The 22,075-nt window shown below is 76.2% G+C and carries 26 protein-coding genes; 5 read left to right on the top strand and 21 right to left on the bottom strand.

Annotated features, from left to right (window positions below; genetic code table 11):
* Positions 1-9: 9 nt before the first annotated feature.
* From cobA to HC251_RS22145, 14 genes are all read right to left on the bottom strand, one after another.
* Positions 10-1,488: a uroporphyrinogen-III C-methyltransferase gene (gene cobA / locus HC251_RS22080; protein ID WP_219942779.1), complete on the bottom strand. Its 1,479-nt coding sequence runs from the start codon at positions 1,486-1,488 to the stop codon at positions 10-12.
* An 87-nt stretch (positions 1,489-1,575) separates the two neighbouring features.
* Positions 1,576-2,454, bottom strand: a complete 879-nt coding sequence (gene hemC, locus HC251_RS22085; protein WP_219942780.1) for a hydroxymethylbilane synthase — start codon at positions 2,452-2,454, stop codon at positions 1,576-1,578.
* A gap of 237 nt (positions 2,455-2,691) precedes the next feature.
* Positions 2,692-3,921, bottom strand: coding sequence for a glutamyl-tRNA reductase (gene hemA / locus HC251_RS22090; protein WP_219942781.1), 1,230 nt, complete (start codon positions 3,919-3,921; stop codon positions 2,692-2,694).
* Between the two features lie 11 nt (positions 3,922-3,932).
* Positions 3,933-4,589 carry a bifunctional precorrin-2 dehydrogenase/sirohydrochlorin ferrochelatase gene (locus HC251_RS22095; RefSeq protein WP_219942782.1) on the bottom strand — a complete coding sequence of 219 codons (657 nt, stop codon included), beginning with the start codon at positions 4,587-4,589 and terminating at the stop codon, positions 3,933-3,935.
* A 20-nt stretch (positions 4,590-4,609) separates the two neighbouring features.
* Positions 4,610-5,311: a redox-sensing transcriptional repressor Rex gene (locus tag HC251_RS22100; protein WP_219942783.1), complete on the bottom strand. Its 702-nt coding sequence runs from the start codon at positions 5,309-5,311 to the stop codon at positions 4,610-4,612.
* Between the two features lie 70 nt (positions 5,312-5,381).
* Complete coding sequence (locus HC251_RS22105) at positions 5,382-6,887, bottom strand: AMP-binding protein (protein WP_219942785.1); 1,506 nt, start codon at positions 6,885-6,887, stop codon at positions 5,382-5,384.
* 149 nt (positions 6,888-7,036) lie between these two features.
* A complete protein-coding gene (locus HC251_RS22110; RefSeq protein WP_219942786.1) occupies positions 7,037-7,963 on the bottom strand; it encodes an S-adenosyl-l-methionine hydroxide adenosyltransferase family protein in 927 nt (308 codons plus the stop codon).
* A complete protein-coding gene (proC, locus tag HC251_RS22115) occupies positions 7,960-8,739 on the bottom strand; it encodes a pyrroline-5-carboxylate reductase (protein ID WP_219942787.1) in 780 nt (259 codons plus the stop codon). Before proC ends, HC251_RS22110 begins: the two co-directional genes overlap by 4 nt.
* 43 nt (positions 8,740-8,782) lie before the next feature.
* Positions 8,783-9,589, bottom strand: a complete 807-nt coding sequence (locus tag HC251_RS22120; protein ID WP_219942788.1) for a hypothetical protein — start codon at positions 9,587-9,589, stop codon at positions 8,783-8,785.
* Positions 9,590-9,834: 245 nt separating this feature from the next.
* Entirely contained in the window at positions 9,835-10,299 is a 465-nt protein-coding gene (locus HC251_RS22125; RefSeq protein WP_219942789.1) for a YbjN domain-containing protein, read from the bottom strand.
* Positions 10,300-10,356: 57 nt separating this feature from the next.
* The gene (locus HC251_RS22130; protein ID WP_219942790.1) at positions 10,357-11,577 is read right to left on the bottom strand and encodes a glycosyltransferase; all 1,221 of its coding nucleotides are present in this window, start codon (positions 11,575-11,577) and stop codon (positions 10,357-10,359) included.
* Between the two features lie 51 nt (positions 11,578-11,628).
* The gene (locus HC251_RS22135; protein ID WP_219942791.1) at positions 11,629-12,069 is read right to left on the bottom strand and encodes a helix-turn-helix domain-containing protein; all 441 of its coding nucleotides are present in this window, start codon (positions 12,067-12,069) and stop codon (positions 11,629-11,631) included.
* Between the two features lie 82 nt (positions 12,070-12,151).
* Entirely contained in the window at positions 12,152-13,111 is a 960-nt protein-coding gene (locus HC251_RS22140) for a hypothetical protein (protein ID WP_219942792.1), read from the bottom strand.
* A complete protein-coding gene (locus HC251_RS22145) occupies positions 13,096-13,773 on the bottom strand; it encodes a MoaD/ThiS family protein (RefSeq protein WP_219942793.1) in 678 nt (225 codons plus the stop codon). The genes HC251_RS22140 and HC251_RS22145 overlap by 16 nt, the downstream gene beginning before the upstream one ends.
* 120 nt (positions 13,774-13,893) lie before the next feature.
* Here HC251_RS22145 and HC251_RS22150 point away from each other — a divergent pair, with 120 nt between their 5' ends.
* Positions 13,894-14,544 carry a histidine phosphatase family protein gene (locus HC251_RS22150; RefSeq protein WP_219942794.1) on the top strand — a complete coding sequence of 217 codons (651 nt, stop codon included), beginning with the start codon at positions 13,894-13,896 and terminating at the stop codon, positions 14,542-14,544.
* Between the two features lie 33 nt (positions 14,545-14,577).
* Here the strand turns inward: HC251_RS22150 and HC251_RS22155 are convergent, their stop codons facing one another.
* Together HC251_RS22155 and HC251_RS22160 are read right to left on the bottom strand one after the other, a co-directional pair.
* Positions 14,578-14,769 (bottom strand): hypothetical protein, encoded by a 192-nt coding sequence (locus HC251_RS22155; protein WP_219942796.1) that lies wholly within the window; start codon positions 14,767-14,769, stop codon positions 14,578-14,580.
* Between the two features lie 10 nt (positions 14,770-14,779).
* Complete coding sequence (locus HC251_RS22160; protein ID WP_219942798.1) at positions 14,780-16,009, bottom strand: D-alanyl-D-alanine carboxypeptidase family protein; 1,230 nt, start codon at positions 16,007-16,009, stop codon at positions 14,780-14,782.
* A gap of 106 nt (positions 16,010-16,115) precedes the next feature.
* On the opposite strand from HC251_RS22160, the gene HC251_RS22165 reads away from it, so the two are divergent.
* The 4 genes from HC251_RS22165 (at position 16,116) to HC251_RS22180 (ending at position 18,653) form a co-directional block, all read left to right on the top strand.
* Positions 16,116-16,808, top strand: coding sequence for a helix-turn-helix domain-containing protein (locus tag HC251_RS22165; protein ID WP_219942799.1), 693 nt, complete (start codon positions 16,116-16,118; stop codon positions 16,806-16,808).
* A gap of 92 nt (positions 16,809-16,900) precedes the next feature.
* On the top strand, positions 16,901-17,308 hold the full coding sequence (locus HC251_RS22170) for a VOC family protein (RefSeq protein WP_219942800.1): 408 nt from the start codon (positions 16,901-16,903) through the stop codon (positions 17,306-17,308).
* A gap of 9 nt (positions 17,309-17,317) precedes the next feature.
* Positions 17,318-17,791: an SRPBCC family protein gene (locus HC251_RS22175; RefSeq protein WP_219942801.1), complete on the top strand. Its 474-nt coding sequence runs from the start codon at positions 17,318-17,320 to the stop codon at positions 17,789-17,791.
* Between the two features lie 10 nt (positions 17,792-17,801).
* On the top strand, positions 17,802-18,653 hold the full coding sequence (locus HC251_RS22180) for an MOSC domain-containing protein (protein WP_219942802.1): 852 nt from the start codon (positions 17,802-17,804) through the stop codon (positions 18,651-18,653).
* Positions 18,654-18,656: 3 nt separating this feature from the next.
* Here the strand turns inward: HC251_RS22180 and HC251_RS22185 are convergent, their stop codons facing one another.
* The 5 genes from HC251_RS22185 to HC251_RS22205 all read right to left on the bottom strand — a co-directional run bounded on the left by HC251_RS22185 (position 18,657) and on the right by HC251_RS22205 (position 21,849).
* Positions 18,657-19,553 carry an LLM class flavin-dependent oxidoreductase gene (locus HC251_RS22185; RefSeq protein ID WP_219942803.1) on the bottom strand — a complete coding sequence of 299 codons (897 nt, stop codon included), beginning with the start codon at positions 19,551-19,553 and terminating at the stop codon, positions 18,657-18,659.
* A gap of 2 nt (positions 19,554-19,555) precedes the next feature.
* The gene (locus tag HC251_RS22190) at positions 19,556-20,278 is read right to left on the bottom strand and encodes a histidine phosphatase family protein (protein WP_219942804.1); all 723 of its coding nucleotides are present in this window, start codon (positions 20,276-20,278) and stop codon (positions 19,556-19,558) included.
* Positions 20,279-20,300: 22 nt separating this feature from the next.
* The gene (locus tag HC251_RS22195) at positions 20,301-20,564 is read right to left on the bottom strand and encodes a DUF2277 domain-containing protein (RefSeq protein ID WP_219942805.1); all 264 of its coding nucleotides are present in this window, start codon (positions 20,562-20,564) and stop codon (positions 20,301-20,303) included.
* Between the two features lie 10 nt (positions 20,565-20,574).
* Positions 20,575-20,784, bottom strand: a complete 210-nt coding sequence (locus HC251_RS22200) for a hypothetical protein (RefSeq protein WP_219942806.1) — start codon at positions 20,782-20,784, stop codon at positions 20,575-20,577.
* A gap of 81 nt (positions 20,785-20,865) precedes the next feature.
* Entirely contained in the window at positions 20,866-21,849 is a 984-nt protein-coding gene (locus tag HC251_RS22205; RefSeq protein WP_219942807.1) for a GlxA family transcriptional regulator, read from the bottom strand.
* Between the last annotated feature and the right edge of the window lie 226 nt (positions 21,850-22,075).

The following is a 22,075-nucleotide window of genomic DNA, read 5'->3' on the forward strand; positions in this document are numbered from 1 at the left end:
GTCTGGCCGCTACGACTCCACCCGCTCCGGAGGGGCGAGGTGGTCCCGCAGGGCCGCCACCAGACCGGGGATCGAGTGGTCGGACGCCTCGACGGACACGGCGAGGCCGTGGGCGCGGGCGGTGCCCGCCGTGACCGGGCCGATGCAGGCCACGACCGGCGGGACGGCACCGACGCCGAAGGCCTCGACGAAGCGGCTGACCGTCGACGACGAGGTGAAGGTGACGGCGTCGGCCGTGGCCAGGGCCTCCCGGTCCCCGTCGGTGCCGGGGGCGGCGACCGTGCGGTAGGCGGGCACGACGTCGACCTCCCACCCGGCGGCGCGCAGGCCGTCGGGCAGGACCGGGCGGGCCTCCTCGGCCCGGGCGATCACGACCCGCCCCCCGTCGGCCGGCGGGGCGGGGAAGGCCTCGAGGAGGGCCTCGGCCACGAACCGGGGCGGGACCAGGTCGGCCACCACCCGGTAGCGCTCCAGGGCGGCCGCCGTGCCCGGCCCGATGGCGGCGACGCGCACCCCGCCCAGCGCCCGGGTGTCGGGCAGGTGGGCGAAGGTCCGCTCGACGCCGTTGGGCGAGGTGAGGACCAGCCAGTCGGCCCCGCCGATCCCGTCCAGGGCGGCGCCCAGGGCGGCGCCTCCGTCGGAGGGCGGCTCGATGGCGATGACCGGGACCTCGACGGCCTCGGCCCCCAGCTCGCCCAGCGCCCGGCTCAGCTCGGAGGCCTGGATGCGCGTGCGGGTGACGACGATGCGCCGGCCGAGGAGCGGCCGGTCCTCGAACCAGCGCAGCTCGGTGCCGGCCACCCGCCCCACCACGATGACCGACGGCGAGGCGAGCGGGTGGTCGCCCAGGGTGGCGAGGGTCGCCCGGGTGGTGTGCTGGTCGGGGCGGGTGCCCCAGCGGACCGCCGCCGCCGGGGTGTCGGGCGCCAGCCCGCCGGCCAGCAGCCGCTCGGCGATCCGGGGCCATCGGGCGACGCCCATGAGGACGACGAGGGTGCCGCCGAGGCGGGCGGCGGCCTCCCAGTCGATCGTCCCGGGCCCCGAGGACGGGTCCTCGTGGCCGGTGATCACGGTGAAGGCGGTCGACGAGAAGCGCTGGGTGACGGGGATCCCGGCGTAGGCGGGGACGGCGATGGCCGAGGTGATGCCGGGGACGACCTCGTAGGCGAGGCCGGCGGCCGCCAGGGCGGCGGCCTCCTCGCTGCCCCGGGCGAAGACGAACGGGTCGCCGCCCTTGAGCCGCACGACCTCCTGGCCGGCCCGCCCCCGCTCGACCAGCAGGGCGTTGATCTGCTCCTGGGTGAGCCGGGCGTGGCCCGGCGCCTTGCCCACGTCGATGCGCTCGGCGGCGGCCGGGGCCAGGTCGAGCAGGGCGGCCGCCGACAGCCGGTCGTGGACCACGACGTCGGCCCGGCCCAGGGCCTCGGCCCCCCGCAGGGTCAGCAGCCCCGGGTCACCTGGTCCCGCACCGACCAGCCAGACCGTCACCTTCCCGACCCTACGCGAGCCCGCGGGCCGCACCTGCCGCCGGGCACCCAGGTCACGGACGCGACGTGCCAGGCACGTCGCGTCCGGTCAGGCGGTGGCGAGGGTCCGGAGGTCCTGGGCCAGGCCACGGGCCAGGCTCTCGCCGTCGGCCGCGGGGCCGACGGCCTCCTCGACGTGGACGGTGCCGTCGTCCCCGGCGAGCAGGGCCTGCACGTGGACGCGGTCGCCGTCGAGGGTCGCGTGGGCGCCGGCGGGCAGGTCGCAGTCGCCGCCGAGCTCGGCCAGGAAGGCCCGCTCGACGTCGACCCGGGTGCGGGACGGACCGTGCTCGACGGCGGCGAGGAGCACTGCGGTCTCGGCGTCGCCGGCCCGGCCCTCGACGGCCAGCGCCGCCTGCCCCACCTGGGGGATCAGCAGGTCGGCGCCCAGCACCTCGTCGATCCGGTCGGCCCACCCCAGGCGCTGGAGGGCCACGGCGGCGACGACGATCGCCCCGCCGGCCGGGACCTTGCCCAGCCGGGTCGCCATGTTCCCCCGCAGCTCGGTGAAGACGAGGTCCGGTCGCAAGGTGGCCAGCTGCACCCGTCGCCGCTGCGACCCGGTGGCCACCGTCGCCCCGGCGGCCAGGCCGTCGAGGGTGGCTCCGACCAGGGCGTCGCGCGGGTCGCCCCGCTCGGGGACGGCGGCGAGGGCGAGGCCCTCGCCGGTCACGGCGGGGAGGTCCTTGGCCGAGTGGACGGCGGCGTCGGCGTCCCCGTCGAGCACCAGCCGCTGGACCTCGGTGGCGAACACGCCCTTGCCCCCGATCTCGGAGATGGGGACGTCGAGCCGCCGGTCCCCCAGCGTGTCGGTCCGCACCAGCGTCACCTCGAGGCCGGGGTGCGCCGCTCGCAGGAGGTCGGCCACGTGCTCCGCCTGCCACAGCGCCAGCGGCGAGCTCCGCGTCGCGAGGCGAACCGTCTTCACGAGGCGATCCCGACCCGGCGAGGCCCCGACGACGCCCGCCCGCGAACCGGCCTCGCCTCCCGCGAGACGACAGCCGCCCGGCGCAGCCGCTGGGGGGCGCGGGGGGTCTCCCCCCGCAGAGGAGCCGTGGCGCCGAGGGACGAGGCGTCCGGCTCCGGGAGGGTGTTCAGCGCGAGCGCAGCGAGCACGACCAGTTCGAAGGAACGGAGTGAGCGCCAGCGAACGAGTGACTGAGAGTCACTCACTCAGGCCGTAGAGGTCGCGGAGCGACTCCGCCATCCGCTCGCCGGCGGGGGTGCCGGCGGTGGCCTTGAGGCGGACGGTCGGCTCGTGGAGGACCTTGGCCAGCAGGGCGCGGGTCAGGCCCTCCACGGCGGCCTTCTGGCGGTCGTCGAGACCGCCGAGCCGGCCGGCGAAGCGGGCCACCTCGGCCTGGCGGAGGTCCTCGGCCCGGGCGTGGAGGGCGGCGACGAGCGGCGCCGCGGCCCGGGCCGACACGTCGGCCCGGTAGCGGTCGGCCTCGTCGAGGACGATGCCCTCGACCGCGCTCATCTCGCGGCGCCGGCCCTCGATGCCGGCCTGGGCGAAGGTGCGCAGGTCGTCGATGTCGAGGAGGGTGACGCCGGGCAGCTCGCCGACCGAGGGGTCGACGTCGCGGGGGACGGCCACGTCGACCACGAGCAGCGGGTCGGAGTCGCGCCGGGCGAGGGCCGACTCGAGCTCGGCGTGGTCGATGATCACCGACGTGGCGCCGGTGGAGGTCAGCAGCACGTCGCACTCGGCGAGGGCCGAGTCGAGCTGCGACAGGGGGACGACCTCGCCGTCGATGTCGGCGGCCAGGGCGGCGGCCCGCTCGGCGGTGCGGTTGGCGACGAGGACGCGCTCGGCCCCCGCCCCCTTGAGGGCGGTGGCCATCGACCGGCCGATGGTCCCGGCACCGATGACGAGCACGGTGCGCCCGGCGACGGTGCCCAGCCGCTCGGCGGCCATCTCGACCGCGGCGTGCGACACCGAGGCGGTGCCGGAGGCGATGCCGGTCTCGGTGCGGGCCCGCTTGCCGGTCTCGACGGCGTGGCGGAAGAGCAGGTTGAGGCTGGGGCCGACGGTGCCCTCGTCGACGGCGGTGGTCCAGGCGCCGCGCACCTGGCTGAGCACCTCGGTGTCGCCCAGCACGTCGGAGTCGAGCCCGGCGACGACCCGGAACAGGTGGCGGACGGCCTCGTCGTCGTAGTGGACGTAGAGGTGGTCGGCGAAGTCCTCGGGGGCGACGTGGGCCAGCTCGGCCAGGACGTCGCGGACCTCCTGGTAGGCGGCGTGGAACCGCTCGGCCACGAGGTAGACCTCGGTGCGGTTGCAGGTCGAGACCACGACGGCCTCGGTGACGTGGTCGCACGTCGCCAGCGCCACCAGCACCTTGGGGGTGCGGGTGCCGTCGAAGGCGAACCGCTCGAACAGGTCGAGGGGCATCGTCCGATGGTTCAGGCCGATGGCGACGACAGACACGCCTTCAGCAACTCCTTCGCGGCAGTGATCCTTCCAGCGCGGATCTCGTCCAGCATCCCCGACCTGATGGCTCCCCGCCAATCGAGGCCCTCGCTCGTCCGTCCCTCGGCCCGGATGCGGTCGCGCTCCTCGGCCAGCAGGTCGAGCAGGACCTCGTGCTCGGGCCCCAGCAGCGCCTCGACCTCCTCGCGCAGCCAGGTGGCGAACGCCGGGCTGCGGCCCTCGGTCGAGATGGTCACGAGGAGGCTCCCGCGGCGCACCCGGGAGGGGAGGGTGACCGAGCAGCGGGCCGGGTCGTCGGCGGCGTTGACCCACACCCCGGCGGCGTCGCCGTCGTCGTAGACGGCCTGGTTCACCGCCGGGTCGTCGGTGGCGGTCACGACGAACCGGTAGTCGGCGGCCTCGCCCCGTCGGTAGGGCCGGACCTCGCAGCGCAGCCGCTCGTCGGCGAGGAGGGCGGGCTCGATGCGGGGGGCGACCACGGTGACGTCGGCACCGCACCGGACCAGCTCGCCGATCTTCTGGGCGGCGACGGTGCCCCCGCCGACCACGAGGACGGGGCGGCCACCGAGGCGCAGGCCGACCGGGTAGAGCGGGCCGGTGCCCGAGGCAGGAGCGTCGGCAGCGGCCATGGGCGCGGTCCCCTGGCTGCTCAGCCGGCGGCGCCGGCCGCGGGGGCCGGCGGGAGGCCGGCGACGGCGGGGTCGTCGACCGCCGGGCCGCCGTCGCGCCGCTGCTGGTAGAAGCTGAGGATCTGGAGCTCGACGGCCAGGTCGACCTTGCGGAGCGACACGCCGTCGGGGACCGAGATGACGGCCGGGGCGAAGTTGAGGATCGAGGTCACGCCGGCGGCGGCGAGCTGGTCGGCGACGCTCTGGGCGGCGTGGGCGGGGGTGGCGATGATGCCGATGACGCTGCCCAGCCCGGCGACGATGTCGGGCAGGTCGCCCAGCCCCTGGACCGTGACGCCGTGGACGACATCGCCGACCTTGCTCGGGTCGGCGTCGACGAGGGCGGCGATCGGGAAGCCCCGGTCGCGGAACCCGCCGTAGTTGGCGAGGGCCTGCCCCAGGTTGCCGACGCCCACGATGATCACGGGCCAGTCGTGGGTCAGCCCCAGCTCGCGGCTCATCTGGAACGTCAGGTACTCGACGTCGTAGCCGACGCCCCGCGTGCCGTAGGACCCCAGGTACGACAGGTCCTTGCGGACCTTGGCGGCGTTGACGCCGGCCAGCTCGGCCAGACGCTCCGAGGAGATGGTGGTGGCCTTGGCCTCGGACTCCTCGGCCAGCGCCCGCAGGTACACCGGGAGGCGGGCCACGGTGGCCTCCGGGATCCGACGACGCTCGGTCACGGTCCGAACCTAGTCCCCCACGTGCACACGTTCACAAGCAGGCCGCACCCGACCGGCCCGGGCCGCCCACCTAGCTGGCGACCTGGTCCCGGAGCTGGTTCCGCAGGACCTTGCCGGCGATGCCGTGGGGGAGCTCGTCGACGAACATCACCTTCTCCGGGCACTTGTACCGGGGGAGCATGGTCGCGGCGAAGTCGTGGACGGCGTCCTCGTCGATGTGACGGCCCTCGGCCACCACGACGAAGGCCTTGACCGCCTCGCCCGAGTAGGGGTGGGGCACGCCGACGACGGCGCAGTCCTCGATGGCCGGGTGCTCGAGCAGGACCTCCTCGACCTCGGCCGGGAACACGTTGAAACCGCTGACGATGATGAGGTCCTTGGCCCGGTCGACGAGGAACAGGTAGCCCTCGTCGTCGACCACGCCGAGGTCGCCGGTGCGGAGCCAGCCGTCGTCGGTGATGACCGAGCAGCCGTCCTCCTCACCCCAGTAGCCCTTGAAGACGTTGGGGCCGCGGACCCAGATCTCGCCCTCGTCGCCGACGAGCACGTCCTCGCCGTCCTGGTCGACGAGGCGGACCTCGACCCCGTCGAGCGGGGCCCCGATCGACCCGGGCTTGACCGGGAGCCCGATCCCCGAGGTGACCACGGGCGAGGCCTCGGTCAGCCCGTAGCCCTCGTGGAGCTCGAGGGCGAAGCGCTCCCGCATCCGCTCGGCCACGTCCGGGGACAGGGCGGCCGCCCCCGAGGTGGCCGTGCGCACGTTGGCGAAGGCCCCGGGCGGGAGGCCCGGCAGCGACGCCCACGCCGCCCACATGGTCGGGGCGCCGGCGACGATGGTGACGGTGTGGCGCTGGATGGCCTCGACCGCCGACTGGGGGTCGAAGCGCTCCATGAGGAGCGTGGCCGAGCCGGACCGGAGGGCGACGCCGAGGATGGCGTTGAGCCCCATGATGTGGAACAGCGGCAGGACGCAGAGGCTGACGTCGCCCTCGACGTGGACGACCTCGCGCACGCTCAGGACCTGGTCGACGTTGGCCAGCAGGTTGCCGTGGCTGAGGATCGCCGGGCGGGGGCTGCCGGCGGTCCCGCTGGTGAACATGAGGACGGCGGTGTCGTCCTCGGCGCGCTCGACGACCGGGACGGGGTCGGCGGCCATGAGGTCGTCGAAGCGGATGGTGTCCTCGACCTCGTCGTTGCGGGTGGCGACCACCGCCTGCAGGTCGGGGAGCGACTCCCGGTCGATCCCCGAGACGGCGGCCAGGCCCGAGGGGCCCACGATGGCGACCTTGGCGCCCACCTCGGCCAGGTTCGACTGGAGGGCCCGGGGCGGGCTGAGCGGGTTCAGGGGCACGGCGATGGCCCCGGTGCCCAGCACGGCCAGGTAGGAGACGACGAAGTACCAGTTGTTGGCGCACACCAGCGCCACCCGGTCGCCGGGCTCGACGCCCAGGCCGACGAGGCCGCCGCGCAGGCGGGCGACCTGGTCCCGCAGGTCCCCGAACGTGGTCGTCCGTCCCCGGCTGATGAGGGCGGTGTCCTCGTCAGGGTGCGGATCGATGATCGTCGCCAGGTTCACGGCCGGCAGAGTACGCGGTCGCGCCGCTCCCCCGCCCGGCCGGCGGGCGGGACGGACGATCTACCGCGCCATGAAGAACAGCTGGATGACGGCGGCGCCGAAGATCATGACGAGCAGGAGGGCGAGGACGATCGTGGTGCCGGGGCGCATCAGGGCTTGCTCCTCAGGGTGACGGGACGGGACGTGCCCTGGGGGGCGCCGTCGTCGCCGAGCGACGACACGGTGACGGCGGCGCTCGGCGCCACGCCGAGCTCCTCGGCCGCCGAGCGCTGGTCGAGCACCAGGGCCAGGAGCCCGTAGGAGTCGACGGCCAGGCCCAGCTCGCCGGGCACCAGGTCGGCGTAGGCCCGGACCCGGCGGGCGGTGCGCTCGGCCCCGTCGATGCGGATCGAGACCCGGTCGCCCTCGACGCCCAGCGGGGCCAGGTCGTCGGGCCCGAGGTTGAGCTGGACGTTGCCGAAGCGGTCGATCCAGAGGACCTCGGCGCCGATGCCGTCGTCCTCGATCTGGGGCAGCGGCAACATGCCGGGGCGGAGGGTCAGGGCGTCGATGTCGGGGCCCAGGTCGTCGAGGGGGACGCCCCGGCACAGCGCCGCGGCCGCCGGGGCGAAGACGTCCCGACCGTCGAAGGTCGGGCCCGGGGCCTCGAGCCGGTGCTCGGGGTTGGTGAGCTCGACGGCCCGGGTGGCCCCCCCGACCATGGCGACGGCCGACGCCAGCAGCCCGTTGTCGGGTCCGACGAGGATCGACTCGCCCCCGCCCACCTCCACGGCGATGGCGCGCCGGTCGGTGCCGACGCCGGGGTCGACCACGGCGAGGACGACGCCCGGGGCCAGGTACTGGGCGCTGCGGGCCAGGGTCAGCCCGCCGGCGCGCACGTCGTGGGCGGGGACGTCGTGGGTCACGTCGATCACGACGACGCCGGGGGCGAGGGTGCGGATGACGGAGTGGACGACGCCGACGAACTCGTCGGTCCGGCCGTAGTCGGAGAGGAACGAGATGGTGTCGAAGCGCAGCCCGTCCGTGCCCCCTGCTCGCTCGCTGCGCTCGCTCGTGCCGCCGGTCGGCTCGGTCATGCTCCCAGCTCCCGGCTGCGCTCGGTGGCGGCGACCACGGCGTCGATCACCGCGGCCCGCACGCCGCCGGACTCCAGCGCCCGCAGCCCGGCCGCCGTCGTCCCGCCCGGCGAGGTGACCTGGGCGCGGAGCGCCTCGGGGCCCTCCCCCGTCTCGGCCAGCAGGCGGGCGGCGCCGAGGAGGGTCTGGACCGCCAGCTCCCGGCTGGCCGGCCGGGGCAGGCCCACCAGGACGCCGGCGTCGATCAGGGCCTCGGCCACCAGGAACACGTAGGCGGGGCCCGAGCCCGACAGGCCGGTGACGGCGTCGAGCTGGGCCTCGGGGACCCGGACGACGGTGCCCACGGCGCCCAGCACCTCCTCGGCCCAGGTGAGGTCGTCGTCGGTGGCGTGGGTCCCGCCGGCGACGGCCGCCGCCCCCGCCCCGACCAGGGCGGGGGTGTTGGGCATGGCCCGGACGACCGGGGTGCCCTCGGGCAGCCCGGCCTCCAGGGCCGCGGTCGTGACGCCGGCGGCGATCGACAGGACCCGCCGGGGGGCGACACCGTCGAGGGCGTCGACGGCGTCACCGGGCTTCACGGCCACCACGGTGTCGACCCCGTCGACCGCCGTGGTCGAGACGTCGAGGCCGGGGTGGGCGGCGGCCAGCTCGTCGGCGCGGGCCGCCACCGCCTCGACGACGGTGAGGTCCTCGGGGCGGGCCCAGCCCGAGGCGACCAGCCCCGCGACGAGGGCCTCGCCCATGCGCCCCCCGCCGATCACCAGCAACCGTGCCATGCCCCGGAGGCTGCCACCGCCGGCCCTCGCGTGCGAACCGGGGTCAGCCGACCTCGGTGGCGTGGCGGTCGGCGATGACCGTGTAGAGCTCGGTCAGCGTCTCCTCGAAGGCGGTGTCGCCGATGTCGAGCGTGGCGGTGAAGCTGATGACCTCACCGGTGCGGAACACGTGCAGGTCGACCAGGCCGTCGACGGTCGCCCCGTCGTCGCCGGGCACGCTCACGCTGCCGACGAGGCCGACGGACTCCTCGGTGAGGGACGGGTCGTCGGCCTGGAAGCCCACCGTGGCGGTGGCGCCGTCGCCGAAGCTCTCCGTCATCACGTCCTCGACGCAGGGGCCGAAGGCGTCGCCGGCGACCTCGTCGAGGAGGGCCGAGGCCGTCTCGGCCGAGTCGACCACGACCGTCTGCATGCTGATCACCTGGCCGCTCGTCGCGTCGACGTCGACCGAGAAGGTGCCGGTCTCGGCCTCGCCCACGGTGACCGACTCGATGGCGGTCTCGACGAAGCAGTCGTCGATGTTGGCCCCGCCGTCGTCGTCCTCGGCCGGCTGCTCGGTCCAGCCCTCGGCGAAGTCGTCGATGGTCAGGTTGATCCGCTCGGCCAGGGCCACCGCCTCGGGGTCGCCCTCGGTGCCGTCGCCCGAGCCGTCGCCGGACACGGGGTCGGACGTGGTGGTCGACTCCTCCGGCTCGTCGGCCGCAGCCGTGGTCGACCCGTCGGCGGCCGCGGTCGTCTCGGTGGTCTCCTCCGCGGCGTCGTCGTCGCCGTCGTCGCCGCAGGCGGTCACGAGCAGGCTGAGGGCGCAGGCGGCGGCCAGCACCCGTGTCCCGACACGGGGCACGTTCATGGGTTCTCCTCCATCGGCGGGGCCCACCCAGGCCCCGGGGGCGTGATGGTGGCACGGCCGCGCCGGCCGGCGACACCCGCCCGAGGGGTGACCCGACCCCGTCGGCGCCCCCCGGAGGGAGGCCGCGTGCGCACTTCCCCGAACGCTCCACGGCCCTCCCTCGTGCGGGGGCCGCCGCACCCATACCCACCCTCATGGCATTCCATGCACTTCGATGCCATGCCGTGCGGCGCTCCCGGTTCCGGTCAGCCGGCTCCGAGCAGCGAGGCGAACCCGATCCGGAGGGCGGGCCGGAAGCAGCGCTCGACCGCCTCGTGGTGCAGGGCGAGGATGCGATCGATGTCGTCGCGCCCCATGCCGTCGTGGGGGATCTCGCCGACCAGGTAGGCGGCGTCCTCCTCGCCGACGGCGAAGGCCACGCCCCGCAGGCGGGTGTTGCGCCGCAGCAGGTGCTCGTAGAAGCGGGCCGGGTCGTCCACCGGCGCCGGCAGCACGTAGGACTCGTGGTGGAGCGTCCGCTGCCGGAGGTGGAGCCAGACCGTGGTGTGGTCGCGCTCCTCGCCCTCCAGCCGCACGAACCAGCGGCGCTCGCCCGTCTCGTCGGTGTCGACCGCCTCGATGAGCGGGTTCTCCACCTGGAGCTCGTCGAGCCAGCCGGCGATCCGCTCCGCCAGCCGGTCCAGCTCCTCACGCGATGCAGGCGCAGTCATGCCCGGAGCGTACGGCGGCCCCGCTGCGATGGGAGCGAGGCGAGTGACCGAGAAGACCTACGCGGCGCAGTCCAAGGGGCCGCGGGCGGTGACGTCGGCGTAGACGCCGGCGAGGGCCCGGGCCGCGGTCGACCAGCTGGACCCGGCGGCCAGCTCGGCGGCGGCCCGCCCCATGCGGGTGGCGCGCTCGGGGAGGCACAGCAGCGAGTCGATGGCCTCGGCCCAGGCGACCGGCCCCCGGGACCCGACGAGGAGGCCGGTGCGACGGTGGTCCACGAGGGTCGAGAGCCCGCCGACGTCGGCGGCCACCACCGGCCGCCCGCAGGCGGCGGCCTCGAGGGCCACCAGGCCGTAGGACTCCGAGCGGCTGGGCACGACGACGACGTCGGCCGCCCGGTACAGCGAGGACAGCTGGTGGTGCGGGCGGGGGGCGAGGAACCGGACCCGGTCGCCGAGGCCCCGGTCGGCGACGAAGGCCTCGACCCCGGCGAGGGTGGCGGCCCCGTCGACCCCGCTCGGCCCGCCGCAGGCGACGAGGACGGTGTTACGCGCCCACAGCAGGTCGAGCGCCTGCACGGCCACGTCGAGGCCCTTCAGCCGCTGGAAGCGGCCCACGAACAGCGCCACCGGCGCCTCGCCGACGTCGAGCCCGGCGGCCTGCCGGGCCGCGGCCCGCGGCCCCGGCGAGAACAGGGCGTGCTCCACGCCCGGGGGGACGACCGCGATCCGGGACCGGGGCACGCCGTAGAGGTCCACCAGCTGTCGGGCCTCGGCGTCGCAGGACGCCAGCACGGCGTCGGAGCAGGCCATCACGGCCAGCTCGGCCTGGGCCCGGCTCTCGGGCTCGGGGTCGCCGGCCGCCGTCTTCACCCGGGCGAGGGTGTGGAAGGTCGACACCAGCGGCACGTCCAGGAGGTGCTTGATGCGGTGGCCGGCCACCCCCGAGAGCCAGTAGTTGGCGTGGAGCACGTCGACCCCGCCCCGGGCCACGATGGCGGCGGCGACGGCGGCCGCCCACTCGTCGACGACCGCCGGCAGCTCCTCCTTGGGCATGTCCACCGCCCCGGCGGGCACGTGGTGGACGGTGACGCCGGGTTCGACGGCCACCTCGGCCGGCAGGCCCTCGGCGTCGGTGCGGACGTAGACGTCGCAGCGGTGGCCGGCGTGGGCCAGGCCCGCGGCCATCTCCCGCACGTAGACGTTCATGCCGCCGCTGTCACCGCTCCCGGGTTGGGCCAGTGGTGACGTGTGCAGGCTGAGGAGGGCGATCCGAGCCACGGGGTCCTCAACGTCGAGCGGGACGGCCCGATTCCGGGCTCGGCGCGGGTGTCACGCGGCGTCGACGTCGCCGTCGGGCGGGCCGGGCTCGCCGTCGGGGTCGGGGTCGGCCTCCGCGGCGGCGGCCGGCTCGGTCGGGGCGGGCGGGGCGGACGCGGCCCGGAACGACTCGTAGATCTGGATGAGGGTGCGCTTCTGCTCCTCGCCGATCCACGGGTCGCGGCGGATCTCGGCGACCAGGTCGACGCCGTCGGGGCGCTCCTCGAGGATCCCGGCCCGGATGTAGAGCGTCTCGGAGCTGATCTCGAGAGCCCGGGCGATCTGCTGGAGGATCTCGGCCGACGGCTTGCGCAGCCCGCGCTCGATCTGGCTCAGGTAGGGGTTGGACACGCCCGCCATCTCCGACAGCTTGCGGAGCGACAGGTGCCCGATGTGGCGCTGCTCGCGGATGAACTCCCCGAGGTCGCGCCACCTCTCCTCGAGCTCGGTCATGCCCGCCAGGCTACGGCTCCCGCCCGGGAGACCGAAACCACAGCGAGCGCGGCATTGCCCGACGCGAGCAGCCCGTGCCGCGTCAGCGGCTCGCCATGAACACGCCGACCGCCCAGACCCAGACCGGCGCCAGGAGCAGGTAGGAGTCGAGGCGGCGGACCGACGGGGCGTGGGCGTCGCTGGCGGGGAGGATCGCCGACGCCGCCAGCTGCCCGAGCGGGCACGCCACCGCGGCGAAGGCGGCGAAGGTGTAGGCGGGCACGCCGTCGAACGGCGGGACGGCGAGCAGGGCGATCACCAGGGCGACCACGCCGATCGTCACGATCCCCGTCAGCGGGCCCTCGACGCTGTTCGACGAGCCCGAGCCGATCAGGTAGTCGCCGGCCTCGTAGGCGGAGGCGAACAGGAGCAGGGCCACGACGGCGCCGATCTCGAGGTCGTAGGTGAGGATCACCGCCGCCGCCGCCAGCCCGAAGGGGACGGCGCACCCGATGGTCGACCCGGCCGCCGAGAGGACGCGGTCGCGGTCTGCTCCGCCCAGGGCCACCCGGGCGACCGCCACGACCACCACGGCCACGATGGCGCCCCCCAGGGCCCGGGCCCCGGCGGCGCCGGCGCCGGCCACCACGGCCGCGCCGAGGGCGGCGATCCACGGGTCCGCGGCGACGCCGCGCTCGCGCCAGCGCTCGGCGGCCTCCAGGGCGGCCCAGCCGGCGGCGATGGCGAAGACGAAGGTGAGGACCCACCAGCCCAGGGCGACGGCGCCCATGATGGCGATGAACCACAGCACCCCCAGCGTGACCCGGGGCCCGTCGGTGTCGTAGACGACCGCGTAGCGGCGGCCGAGGAGCGTCCGCCGCTCGCGCCCGCCGCTGACCTTCCGCTCCTTGCCCCGGATTGTGATGCTGCCGGTGACGGGGACCCCGACCGACCGCATGCGGGTGAGGACCGTGGCCGGGGTCCCGTCGGGGCCGGGGCCATCGGCGTCGGGGGCGAGCGGGGTGCCGGTCGGGGTCGTGGTGCGGGTCAGGGCCTGCGGCACCAGCCGCGGGGCCGGCGCCGACTGCTCCCGGGCGGGCGCCGGGTCGGCCTCGCGGGGCGGAGGCGCGGCCCGGCCCAACGGTCGGGGGTCCGCGTCGCTGCGGGCCCGGGGCGGAGGCGCGGCCCGCCGGCCCCCCGGTCGGGGATCCGCGCCGCTGCGGGCCCGGGGCGGAGGCGCGGCCCGCCGGCCCCCCGGTCGGGGTCGGCGCCGCGGACCGGTGCCCGACGGGCGCCGGGGGCGCCACGCCGGCCGTCGGGCGCAGGCGTCCGACGAGCGGCGGTCCCGGGGCGGCGGTCCTCGGCCCGGCGCACCGCCGCCTCGGCCCGGGGCGAGCGCCTCGGAGCGGGCGGGCGCCCCGTCGAGGGCGGGGGCTCGGCCGGCGCGAAGGTCCGCCGGGCGCGGCGCCCGTCGGGCTCGCCGGGCCCGCTGCCACCCGACACAGGGGGCAGCACCGCGACCTCGTCCCGGTCCCCCACCGGGTCGCTCCCCACGGCCGGTTCGCCGTTGCGCCACACCTTGCTGGCGTCGATCACGGCGCCCAGCTCGGGACCGAACCGGGCCCGCGCCGCGGCCAGGACCTCGTCGACGGTCACACCGGGCACCTCGACAGAGGCGGTTCCGGCTGCCTCGCGGGCGGCGGCGAAGAGCCGGAGGACAGGCATGGCGGGGCGTGATCCTACTGGCGCCCCCTCCGGCGGGCCCCGTCCGGTGCGCCGGAGGGGCCGAGACGGCCACCCGCTCGGGTGCCGACGGGGCGCGGCCGGTCGGTAGGTTGGCCCGCCGTGCCCGCCGTCCGCGTCCTGCTCGTCCGTCACGGCGAGTCCACCTGGAACGCCGACGGGCGGTGGCAGGGCCAGGCCGACCCACCCCTGACCGAGCGGGGCCGGGAGCAGGCCGTGGCCGCCGCCGCCGGCCTGCCCGACCCGGTCGACCAGCTGTGGGCGTCCGACCTCGACCGGGCCCGGGTCACCGCCGAGCTGCTGGCCGAGGCTCGGGCGTGCGGGCCCGTCACCGTCGACCCCCGGTTCCGCGAGCGCGACGCGGGCGCCTTCTCGGGCCTGACCCGGGTCGAGATCCACCAGCGCCACCCGGGTCTGCTCCCCGACGACCCGGTCCGGGCCCCCGGCACCGAGGGCGACGGCCTCCTCCCCCCGCCCGGGTGGGAGCCCGACGACCACCTGGCGGCGCGGGCCTGGGAGGGGATCGGGCGCCTGGCCGCCTCGCTGGAGGCGGAGGGGGCGACGACCGGGGTGGTCGTCACCCACAGCGGGCTGATCTACGCGGTCGAGCGGGACCTGGTGGGCGATCGCACCCGGATCGCCAACCTCGAGGGCCGCTGGCTGCACCGCACCGGGGCGGGCTGGGAGGCCGGCCCCCGGCACCTCCTGCTCGACCCGGCCACCACCGCCATCACCCGGCCCGACCAGCTCTGACCCCGCCCTCCTGCGGCTGACGCAGGAGCGCGCTCAGACGGGGAGGTGGGCGGCGCAGGTGGGCTGGGTGGGGGCGGCGGCGAGGACGTCGTCGTCGATGGGGGCGTCGCAGGCCAGGCAGCGGCCGTAGGTGCCGGCGTCGAGGCGCTCGAGGGCGGCCTCGACGGCGACCAGGTCGGCGGTGACGGCGTCGAGGTCGAGGGGGGCGTCGGCGACGGGGTCCACGGCCGCCACCCTAGGACCCGCCCCGACGGCGGTCGCGGCGGCGGGGCTTGGCCGGCCGGCGGTCGATCGTGTCGGCCATGGCCCGCTCCCGGGCGAAGAGGGCGACGACCACGACCACCAGGACCCCGACGCCGCCGACCACGAGCCACAGGACCTCGGCCGGCAGACCGGCGTCGGACGAGGTCGAGCGCACGGGGGCGGCCGCCGTCTCCTCGTCGGCGGCCGGGGTGGCGGGGCCGGTGGCGGGGTCCGAGTCGCTCGAGGCCGGCTCGGGGGCGGTCGACGTGGTGGTCGTCGACGTGGTCGTCGTGGTGGGGGCGGGACCGGCGCCGGGCACGGGCGGCAGCGTGTCACCGGTCGTGGCCTCCACCTCGGCCAGCATGAACCCGGCGTCGAGCAGCTCGCGGGCGTGGGCGTAGTGCGCCTCGGACCCGAGGACGACGACGAGGAGGGTCCGTCCGTCGCGCTCGGCCGCCCCGACGAAGGTCATGCCGGCCCGGCTGGTGAAGCCGGTCTTGAGCCCGATGGCCCCGGGGTAGGCGTCGAGGAAGGCGTTGAGGTTGCGGACGGTGTGGGGCTCGCCGTCGCCGCCGACCCACTCGTGGCCGGGGGCGGTGGCGATCTCGGCCAGCTCGGGGTCGGCCAGGTAGGCGCGCCCGGCGATGGCCAGGTCGCGGGCGCTGAGGAGGTTGCCGCCGTCGACCGAGCGGTCGTCGTCGAGGCCGGCGGGGTCCCGGAGCAGGGGCGCGTCGGCCAGCCCCAACGACTCGGCGAGGGCCTGGGACCGGGCCGCGTACCCCGCCATCGACCCTCCGCCGGCGGCCTGCCCGAGCGCCCAGGCGGCGTCGTTGCAGGAGCACAGCATCATGGCGTAGGCCAGGTCCCGCACCCCCCAGGACGACCCCTGCTGCATGCCGATGCGCCGCGGCGGGGCGAGCGCGGCCGTCCCCGAGATGCCGATCTCCCCCTCGAAGTCCAGGTGCTGGCGGGCGAGCAGGGCGGTGAGGATCTTCGTCGTGCTGGCCGGGGGCAGGGCCTCGCGGGCGTTGGCCTCGGTGATGACCTCGCCGGTCTCGACGTCGACCACGATCGACGCGCGGGGCGGAGGGACGGGCGCGACGGTGTCGGTCGGACCGGGGGGCGGCGGCTCCTGGGCCCCGGCGGGTCCGATCCCCGTCGCGACGAGCGTCGCGAGCACGGCCAGGGCGGCGACGAGCAACCTGATCACCCGCCGGGACATCGGGCCCATGGTGGCAGCACCCGGCGGCCCGTCCCAAGCAGGCCCGGCGGGGATCTCCCCCCTGAGGACGGCGCGGTCGGCCGTCGGCCGCGCCAGGCTGGGCGGCGTGTACCGCGAGCGGCGCTCGACCATCCCCGGGGCGGTGACCTGGACGGTGACGTCCGACGGGACGCCGGGCCGGGTCCTGCCCGACGGCTGCATGGACCTGCTGTGGATGGGCGGCCGGCTGGTCGTCGCCGGGCCCGACACGACCGCCTTCCTGAGCGCCTCGCCCGCGGGCGCGGTGGTCGCAGGGGTCCGCTTCGCCCCCGGCTCGGCCCCGGGCGTCCTCGCCCTGCCGGCCCACGCCGCCCGGGACCAGCGCGTCCTGCTGGCCGACGTGTGGGGCGACCGCGCCGTGCGCCCCCTGGAGGACGAGGTGGCCGCCGCCGCCGGTCCGGCCCGGGCCCTCGAGCGCGTCGTCGCCCGGCACGGACGGGCGACGCCGCAGGTCGACCCGGTCCTGGCCGAGGTGGTCCGCCGCCTGGCCGGCGACGAGGCCGTCGGCGCCGTCGCCGACGCGGTCGGGCTGAGCGCCCGCCAGCTCCACCGACGGTCCCTCGACGCCTTCGGCTACGGCCCCAAGCTGCTGGCCCGGATCCTGCGGCTGCAGCGGGCCCTGGCCCACGCCCGCCGGGGTGCGCCCCTGGCCGAGGTGGCGGCCGTCCACGGCTACGCCGACCAGTCCCACCTCGCCCGCGACGTCCGCGCCCTGGCCGGGACCAGCCTCGGGGGGCTGGGCGTGGGCCGGGCCGCCTGAGCCCTGCGTGGCGCGTCACCTCCGGGGCGAGGCGTCGCGGGCGTCCGATCCGTCCAAGACACCCAGGGCGGCGCGGCGCGAGGGTGGCGCCCATGGCCCCCCAGATCGCCGTCGTCGAGCTCGTCGTGGCCGACATGGCCGCCTCCCTCGCCTTCTACCGCCGCCTCGGCCTCGACGTCCCGCCCGAGGCCGACGCCGAGCCCCACGTCCAGGTCGCCCTCCCCGGCGGGCTCCACCTGGCGTGGGACACCGAGGAGACCATCCGATCCTTCGACCCCGACTGGTCGCCGCCCTCCGGCGGGCACCGGGCCGCCCTGGCGTTCGCCTGCGCCGACCCGGCCGAGGTCGACGCCACCCACGCCGCCCTGGTCGCCGCCGGCCACCCCAGCCACCTCGACCCCTGGGACGCGCCCTGGGGCATGCGCTACGCCACCCTGCTCGACCCCGACGGCGGCGCCGTCGACCTGTTCGCCCCCCTCCCCCCGGCATCGGAGACGTAGTGTGCGGGCGTGACCGATCCCGACGTCCCCGAGGGCGTCTCGGTGGAGCAGGACCGCGACACGGTGTCCGCCACCACCGTCGTCGCCGCCCCGCCCGCCGAGGTGTTCGACTTCATCCGCCGTCCCGCCAACCACCCGGTGATCAGCGGTGACGCCACCGTGAAGGGCACGACCATCGGGCCCGAGGTCCTGGGCGAGGGTGACCGCTTCGGGATGAAGATGAAGCTCGGCGCCCCCTACCGGGTGACCTCGCAGGTCAAGGAGTTCACCCACGGCACCAAGATCGCCTGGGCCCACTTCAGCGGCCACCGGTGGCGCTGGGAGCTGGAGCCCACCGCCGACGGCCTGACCAAGCTGACCGAGACCTACGACCAGACGACGGCGAAGGCGCCGTTCCTGCTCCGTCTGGGCGGGTACCCCGGCCGCCACAAGGCGAACGTCGCCCGGTCGGTCGCCAACGTGCGCGACCACTTCGCCTCGTAGCGAGCCGGCCGTGCGCGTCGCCGAGATCTGGCAGTACCCGGTGAAGTCCATGGTCGGGACGACGGTCGACCGCGTCGACCTCGGCCCCACCGGCCTCGTCGGCGACCGGACCTGGGCCGCCCGCGACCAGGTCCGGGGGGGCATCCGGGGCGGCAAGGTGCTGGGCGGGCTGATGCAGCTCTCGGCCCGCTACGTGGCCGGCCCCGGGTCCACCGGCGGCGCCGTGGCCATCACCTTGCCCGACGGGTCGACGGTGACGACCGACGACCCCGAAGTCCACGACCGGGTGTCGGCCGCCATCGACCACGAGGTGGTGCTGGAGGCCCTGCGCCCGGCCGAGGACCTCGACCACTACCGGCGGGGCGAGGCCTACCACGACGACGTCATGGTCGAGCTGCGGTCCATCTTCGGGCGGGAGGACGACGAGCCCCTCCCCGACCTCTCGCAGTTCCCGTCCGAGATCATCGAGTTCGAGTCGCCCCCAGGCACCTACTACGACGTCCACCCGCTGATGCTGATGAGCACCTCGGCGTTCCGGGCGCTGGAGCTCGCCCTGCCCGACAGCACCATCGACGTGCGCCGGTTCCGGCCCAGCCTCGTCGTGGACACCGGGGATGCCGACGGGCACCCCGAGCGGGGCTGGATCGGCCGACGGGTGCGGATCGGCGGGGCGGTCGTGGCCATCGAGGGCGGGTGCCCGCGGTGCGTGATGGTGACCCGCCGCATCGACGACGACGTGCCCCAGGACCGCACCATCCTGCGCCACGTCGTGCGGGACCTGGGCCAGGACGTCGGGGTCTACGCCACCGTCGTCGAGCCCGGCCCCATCAGCGCGGGCGACGGGGTCGAGCTGCTCGGCTGAGCGCTACCGGAACGCCGGGGCCACCTCGGTGATCAGCAGGTCGAGGGCGTCGGTGGCCCGGTCGAGGGGGCCGAGGGTGAAGTCGGGGACGATCAGCTCGTCGAGCCCGGCCTCGGCCCACCGTCCGATGGTGTCGACCAGCTGCTCGGCGGTGCCGCCGATGGCGGGCCGGACGGCGCGCAGCTCCTCGGCCTTGGCCGCCCCGTCGGGGCCGACGAGGACGAGCGCCTGGGTCGAGCGGTGGAGGGTCGCCGGGTCGCGGCCGGCCTCCTCCAGGGCCCGGTCGTAGCCCGCCCGCTTCTCCACCCACTGCTCCGGGGTGCTCCAGGTGTTCCACTCCTGGGCATGTGTCGCCACGATCCGGGCCATGACCGTCTGGCCGCTCGACCCGACGAGGAGGGGCAGCGGGCCGACGGGCTTGGGCGAGAGGGGGGCGTCGGTGAGCTGGTAGCGGTCGCCGGCCACCGTGATCCGGGCCTGGTCGCGCAGACCGGTGATGACCTGGCAGGCCTCCTCGAACCAGGCCAGCCGCTCCTTCACCGTGCCGAGGGGGATGCCGTAGGCCTCGTGCTCGTTCACCTGCCACCCGGCGCCGATGCCCAGGACCATCCGGCCGCCGGAGATGTGGTCGATGGTGGTGGCCTGCTTGGCCAGCACCGCCGGGTGCCGGTAGGTGTTGCCGGCGACCAGCGACCCGAGCCGGACCCGCGGGACCGTGGCGGCGAGGGCGGCCAGCAGCGAGAAGCACTCGTGCATGGGCTCGTCGCTGGGGCCGTCCTGGTTGGCCATGAAGTGGTCGGCGACCCAGAGCCCGTCCCACCCCGTCGCCTCGGCGTGGCGGCCGCGGGTGAGCACCTCGTCGGTCGGGTGGGCGGTGGAGATCCAGTGGCTGAAGCGCATGGTCAGGACTCCGGGAGCTCGGGCTCGGGGTCGAGGTCGAAGCCCCCGAGGTGGGCGGTGTCGTTGAAGCGACGCACGATCCAGCGGTCGCCGTCGACGACGAGGTGGGTGATCGACCCGTTGTCGGCCCCCACGAAGGCGAAGCCCCGCTGGCCGTCGACGGCCTGGCGGACCAGCTCGCCGATGACTCCGCCGTGGACCACGACCACCACGCGCTGGTCGGGGTGGGCGGCGACGATGCGCCCGATCCCGGCGCGCAGCCGGGCGCCGAAGGCCTCGGACGGCTCGGCGCCGGGGATGGCGTCCCAGCGCTGGGTCTCGAACATCTGGAGGGCGACGGGGTGGCCCTCGGCCACGTTCCTCCGGAAGGCCCCGCCCTCCCAGTCCCCGAGGTGGACCTCGCGGAGGTCGGGCTCGACGATCGGGGTCAGGCCGGTCTTCTCGGCGAGGGGGGCCGCCGTCTGGTGGGTGCGGCGCAGGGTCGTGACGTAGATGGCGTCGATCTGCTGGTCGGCCAGCCGGTGGCCGACCTGCTCGGCCTGCCAGAGCCCGTCGGGGGCGAGGGCCGGGTCGTCGTGCCCGTCGACCTGGGGGATCTCGACGCCGGGGACGACGGCGGCCGACTCGCCGTGGCGCACGAGGAAGATCTCCGTCGCCCCGGGCGGGCGGCGGAAGCGGTGCTGGCGGTACTCCGTGGGGCGGTCCTGGTCTGCGTCGTCGCTCACCCGCCCGACGGTACCGACGGGATCAGCCGGCGGCGGCCTTGCGGGCGGCGATCACGCGGAGCGGGGGCTCCTTCATCGGCGGCTGGCGACGCGGCGGGCACTGGGCCAGGAGCCGCGACGTGGCCTCGGCGATCTCCACCACGGCGGCCTCGAAGGCCTCCTCCACCTTGGCGTTGGGGTGGCGGATGCCCGAGACCTTGCGCACGTACTGGCGGGCGGCGGCCTCGACCTCCTCCTCGGTGGCGGGCGGCTCGAGCCCGCGGAGCTCGGTGATGTTGCGGCACATGCCGCCCAGGCTACGGATCGGCCGGGGGCGCTGCCGGCGCGCCCCGCTCGGCGGTGACGGCCACGACCAGGTCCCGGATCCCGGCGGGGGCCTTGGCCCGGGCACCGGCCAGGACCGGGTGGTCGCGGGCGGCGAGGGCGCCGGTGACGAAGCCGCCGGGCACCACCACCACGTCGGGCGCCGGGACGTCGGCGAAGGTGGCCTCGACCGGCACGGTCATCAGGCCGTTGTCGTCGACGACGGGCCCGACCCAGTCGAGGGCGGTGGCCCCCGGGGGCGATGGCGACCTGCACGGATCCTCCTAGGCGGAGAGCCGGTTGAAGTGGGCGCGGTAGGCGGCGGGGGTGGTCCCGACCCGCCGGCGGAAGGCGCGGTGGAGCACCTCCGGTGAGCGGAGCCCGACCCGGCGGGCGACGGCCCCCACGGTGAGGTCCGAGGTCTCGAGGAGCCGGCGGGCGGCCTCGACGCGGAGCGCCTCCACGGCGGCCGCCGGCGAGGTCCCGGTCTCGGCCCGGAAGGCCCGCCCGAAGGTGCGCACGCTCATGGCGCAGCGGGATGCGAGGGCGGCGACCGAGAGGTCCTCGTCGAGGTGGTCGGGGAGCCAGCGCTGGAGCTCGCGGATGGCCGGCGTGCGGGCCGGGGCCGACGACAGCTGGGCGCTGAACTGGGTCTGGCCGCCGGGGCGGCGGACGAACACCACGAGCCAGCCGGCGACGGCGTGGGCCAGCTCGGCGCCGTGGTCGTGCTCGACGAGGGCGAGCGCCAGGTCGAGGGCGGAGGTCACCCCGGCCGAGGTCCACCGGTCGCGGTCGCGGACGTAGATGCGGTCGGCCACGACGTCGATGGCGGGGTGGTCGGCGGCGAGCCGGTCGCACGACGCCCAGTGCGTCGTGGCCTGGTGGTCGTCGAGCAGGCCGGTGGCGGCCAGGACCTCGGCGCCGGTGCAGACCGAGGTGACGCGCCCGGCCCGCCGGCCGACGGCGCCCAGGTCGGCGACGAACGTGGTGTCGCGGGCGGCGGCGCGGGTCCCGAGACCGCCGACCACCACGAGGGTGTCGACGGCGACGCCCCGGTGCGCCAGCTCGGCCAGGCTGGCGTCGGCGCCCACCCAGATCCCGCACTCGGACCGGACGGCCTCCCCGTCGGCGGTCGCGGTCACGAGCCGGTACCCGGGGTCGGCGCCCAGGAGGGTGGCGGACCGGAACGCCTCGGCCGGGCCGGCCAGGTCCAGGAGGTTGAGGCCCTCGGGCACGACGAGCAGGACGAGGTGGGGATCGGTGGCCACGGCGCCATCGTCGCCGGGACCCGCCGTGGCGTAAAGGTCCTGGTCATGATGATCTCGGCCAACGCCGCGAGACGCTGACCAGCGCCGATGCGAACGACCCGTCGGAGAGCGAATCGCTGGCGAATCGCCCTCCGACGGATCCGGCCCAACCGACGGGGGGGCCGGCGGGGGTCGGAGGGCCCCTGCCGCCCCTTGCCGGTTCTGCAAAGTTGCAGGCTCGGCACGT

Origin of the sequence: Iamia sp. SCSIO 61187, from assembly GCF_019443745.1 — a bacterium.
In the GTDB taxonomy this organism is placed as follows: domain Bacteria; phylum Actinomycetota; class Acidimicrobiia; order Acidimicrobiales; family Iamiaceae; genus Iamia.

Bases quoted from the DNA above. Each gene is read 5' to 3' on its own strand.
- hemA (WP_219942781.1), bottom strand. From the start codon at position 3,921: ATGCCCCTCGACCTGTTCGAGCGGTTCGCCTTCGACGGCACCCGCACC.
- HC251_RS22095 (WP_219942782.1), bottom strand. From the start codon at position 4,589: ATGGCCGCTGCCGACGCTCCTGCCTCGGGCACCGGCCCGCTCTACCCG.
- HC251_RS22110 (WP_219942786.1), bottom strand. From the start codon at position 7,963: ATGACCGAGCCGACCGGCGGCACGAGCGAGCGCAGCGAGCGAGCAGGG.
- proC (WP_219942787.1), bottom strand. From the start codon at position 8,739: ATGGCACGGTTGCTGGTGATCGGCGGGGGGCGCATGGGCGAGGCCCTC.
- HC251_RS22120 (WP_219942788.1), bottom strand. From the start codon at position 9,589: ATGAACGTGCCCCGTGTCGGGACACGGGTGCTGGCCGCCGCCTGCGCC.
- HC251_RS22125 (WP_219942789.1), bottom strand. From the start codon at position 10,299: ATGACTGCGCCTGCATCGCGTGAGGAGCTGGACCGGCTGGCGGAGCGG.
- HC251_RS22135 (WP_219942791.1), bottom strand. From the start codon at position 12,069: ATGACCGAGCTCGAGGAGAGGTGGCGCGACCTCGGGGAGTTCATCCGC.
- HC251_RS22145 (WP_219942793.1), bottom strand. From the start codon at position 13,773: ATGCCTGTCCTCCGGCTCTTCGCCGCCGCCCGCGAGGCAGCCGGAACC.
- HC251_RS22160 (WP_219942798.1), bottom strand. From the start codon at position 16,009: ATGTCCCGGCGGGTGATCAGGTTGCTCGTCGCCGCCCTGGCCGTGCTC.
- HC251_RS22170 (WP_219942800.1), top strand. From the start codon at position 16,901: ATGGCCCCCCAGATCGCCGTCGTCGAGCTCGTCGTGGCCGACATGGCC.
- HC251_RS22185 (WP_219942803.1), bottom strand. From the start codon at position 19,553: ATGCGCTTCAGCCACTGGATCTCCACCGCCCACCCGACCGACGAGGTG.
- HC251_RS22195 (WP_219942805.1), bottom strand. From the start codon at position 20,564: ATGTGCCGCAACATCACCGAGCTCCGCGGGCTCGAGCCGCCCGCCACC.
- HC251_RS22200 (WP_219942806.1), bottom strand. From the start codon at position 20,784: ATGACCGTGCCGGTCGAGGCCACCTTCGCCGACGTCCCGGCGCCCGAC.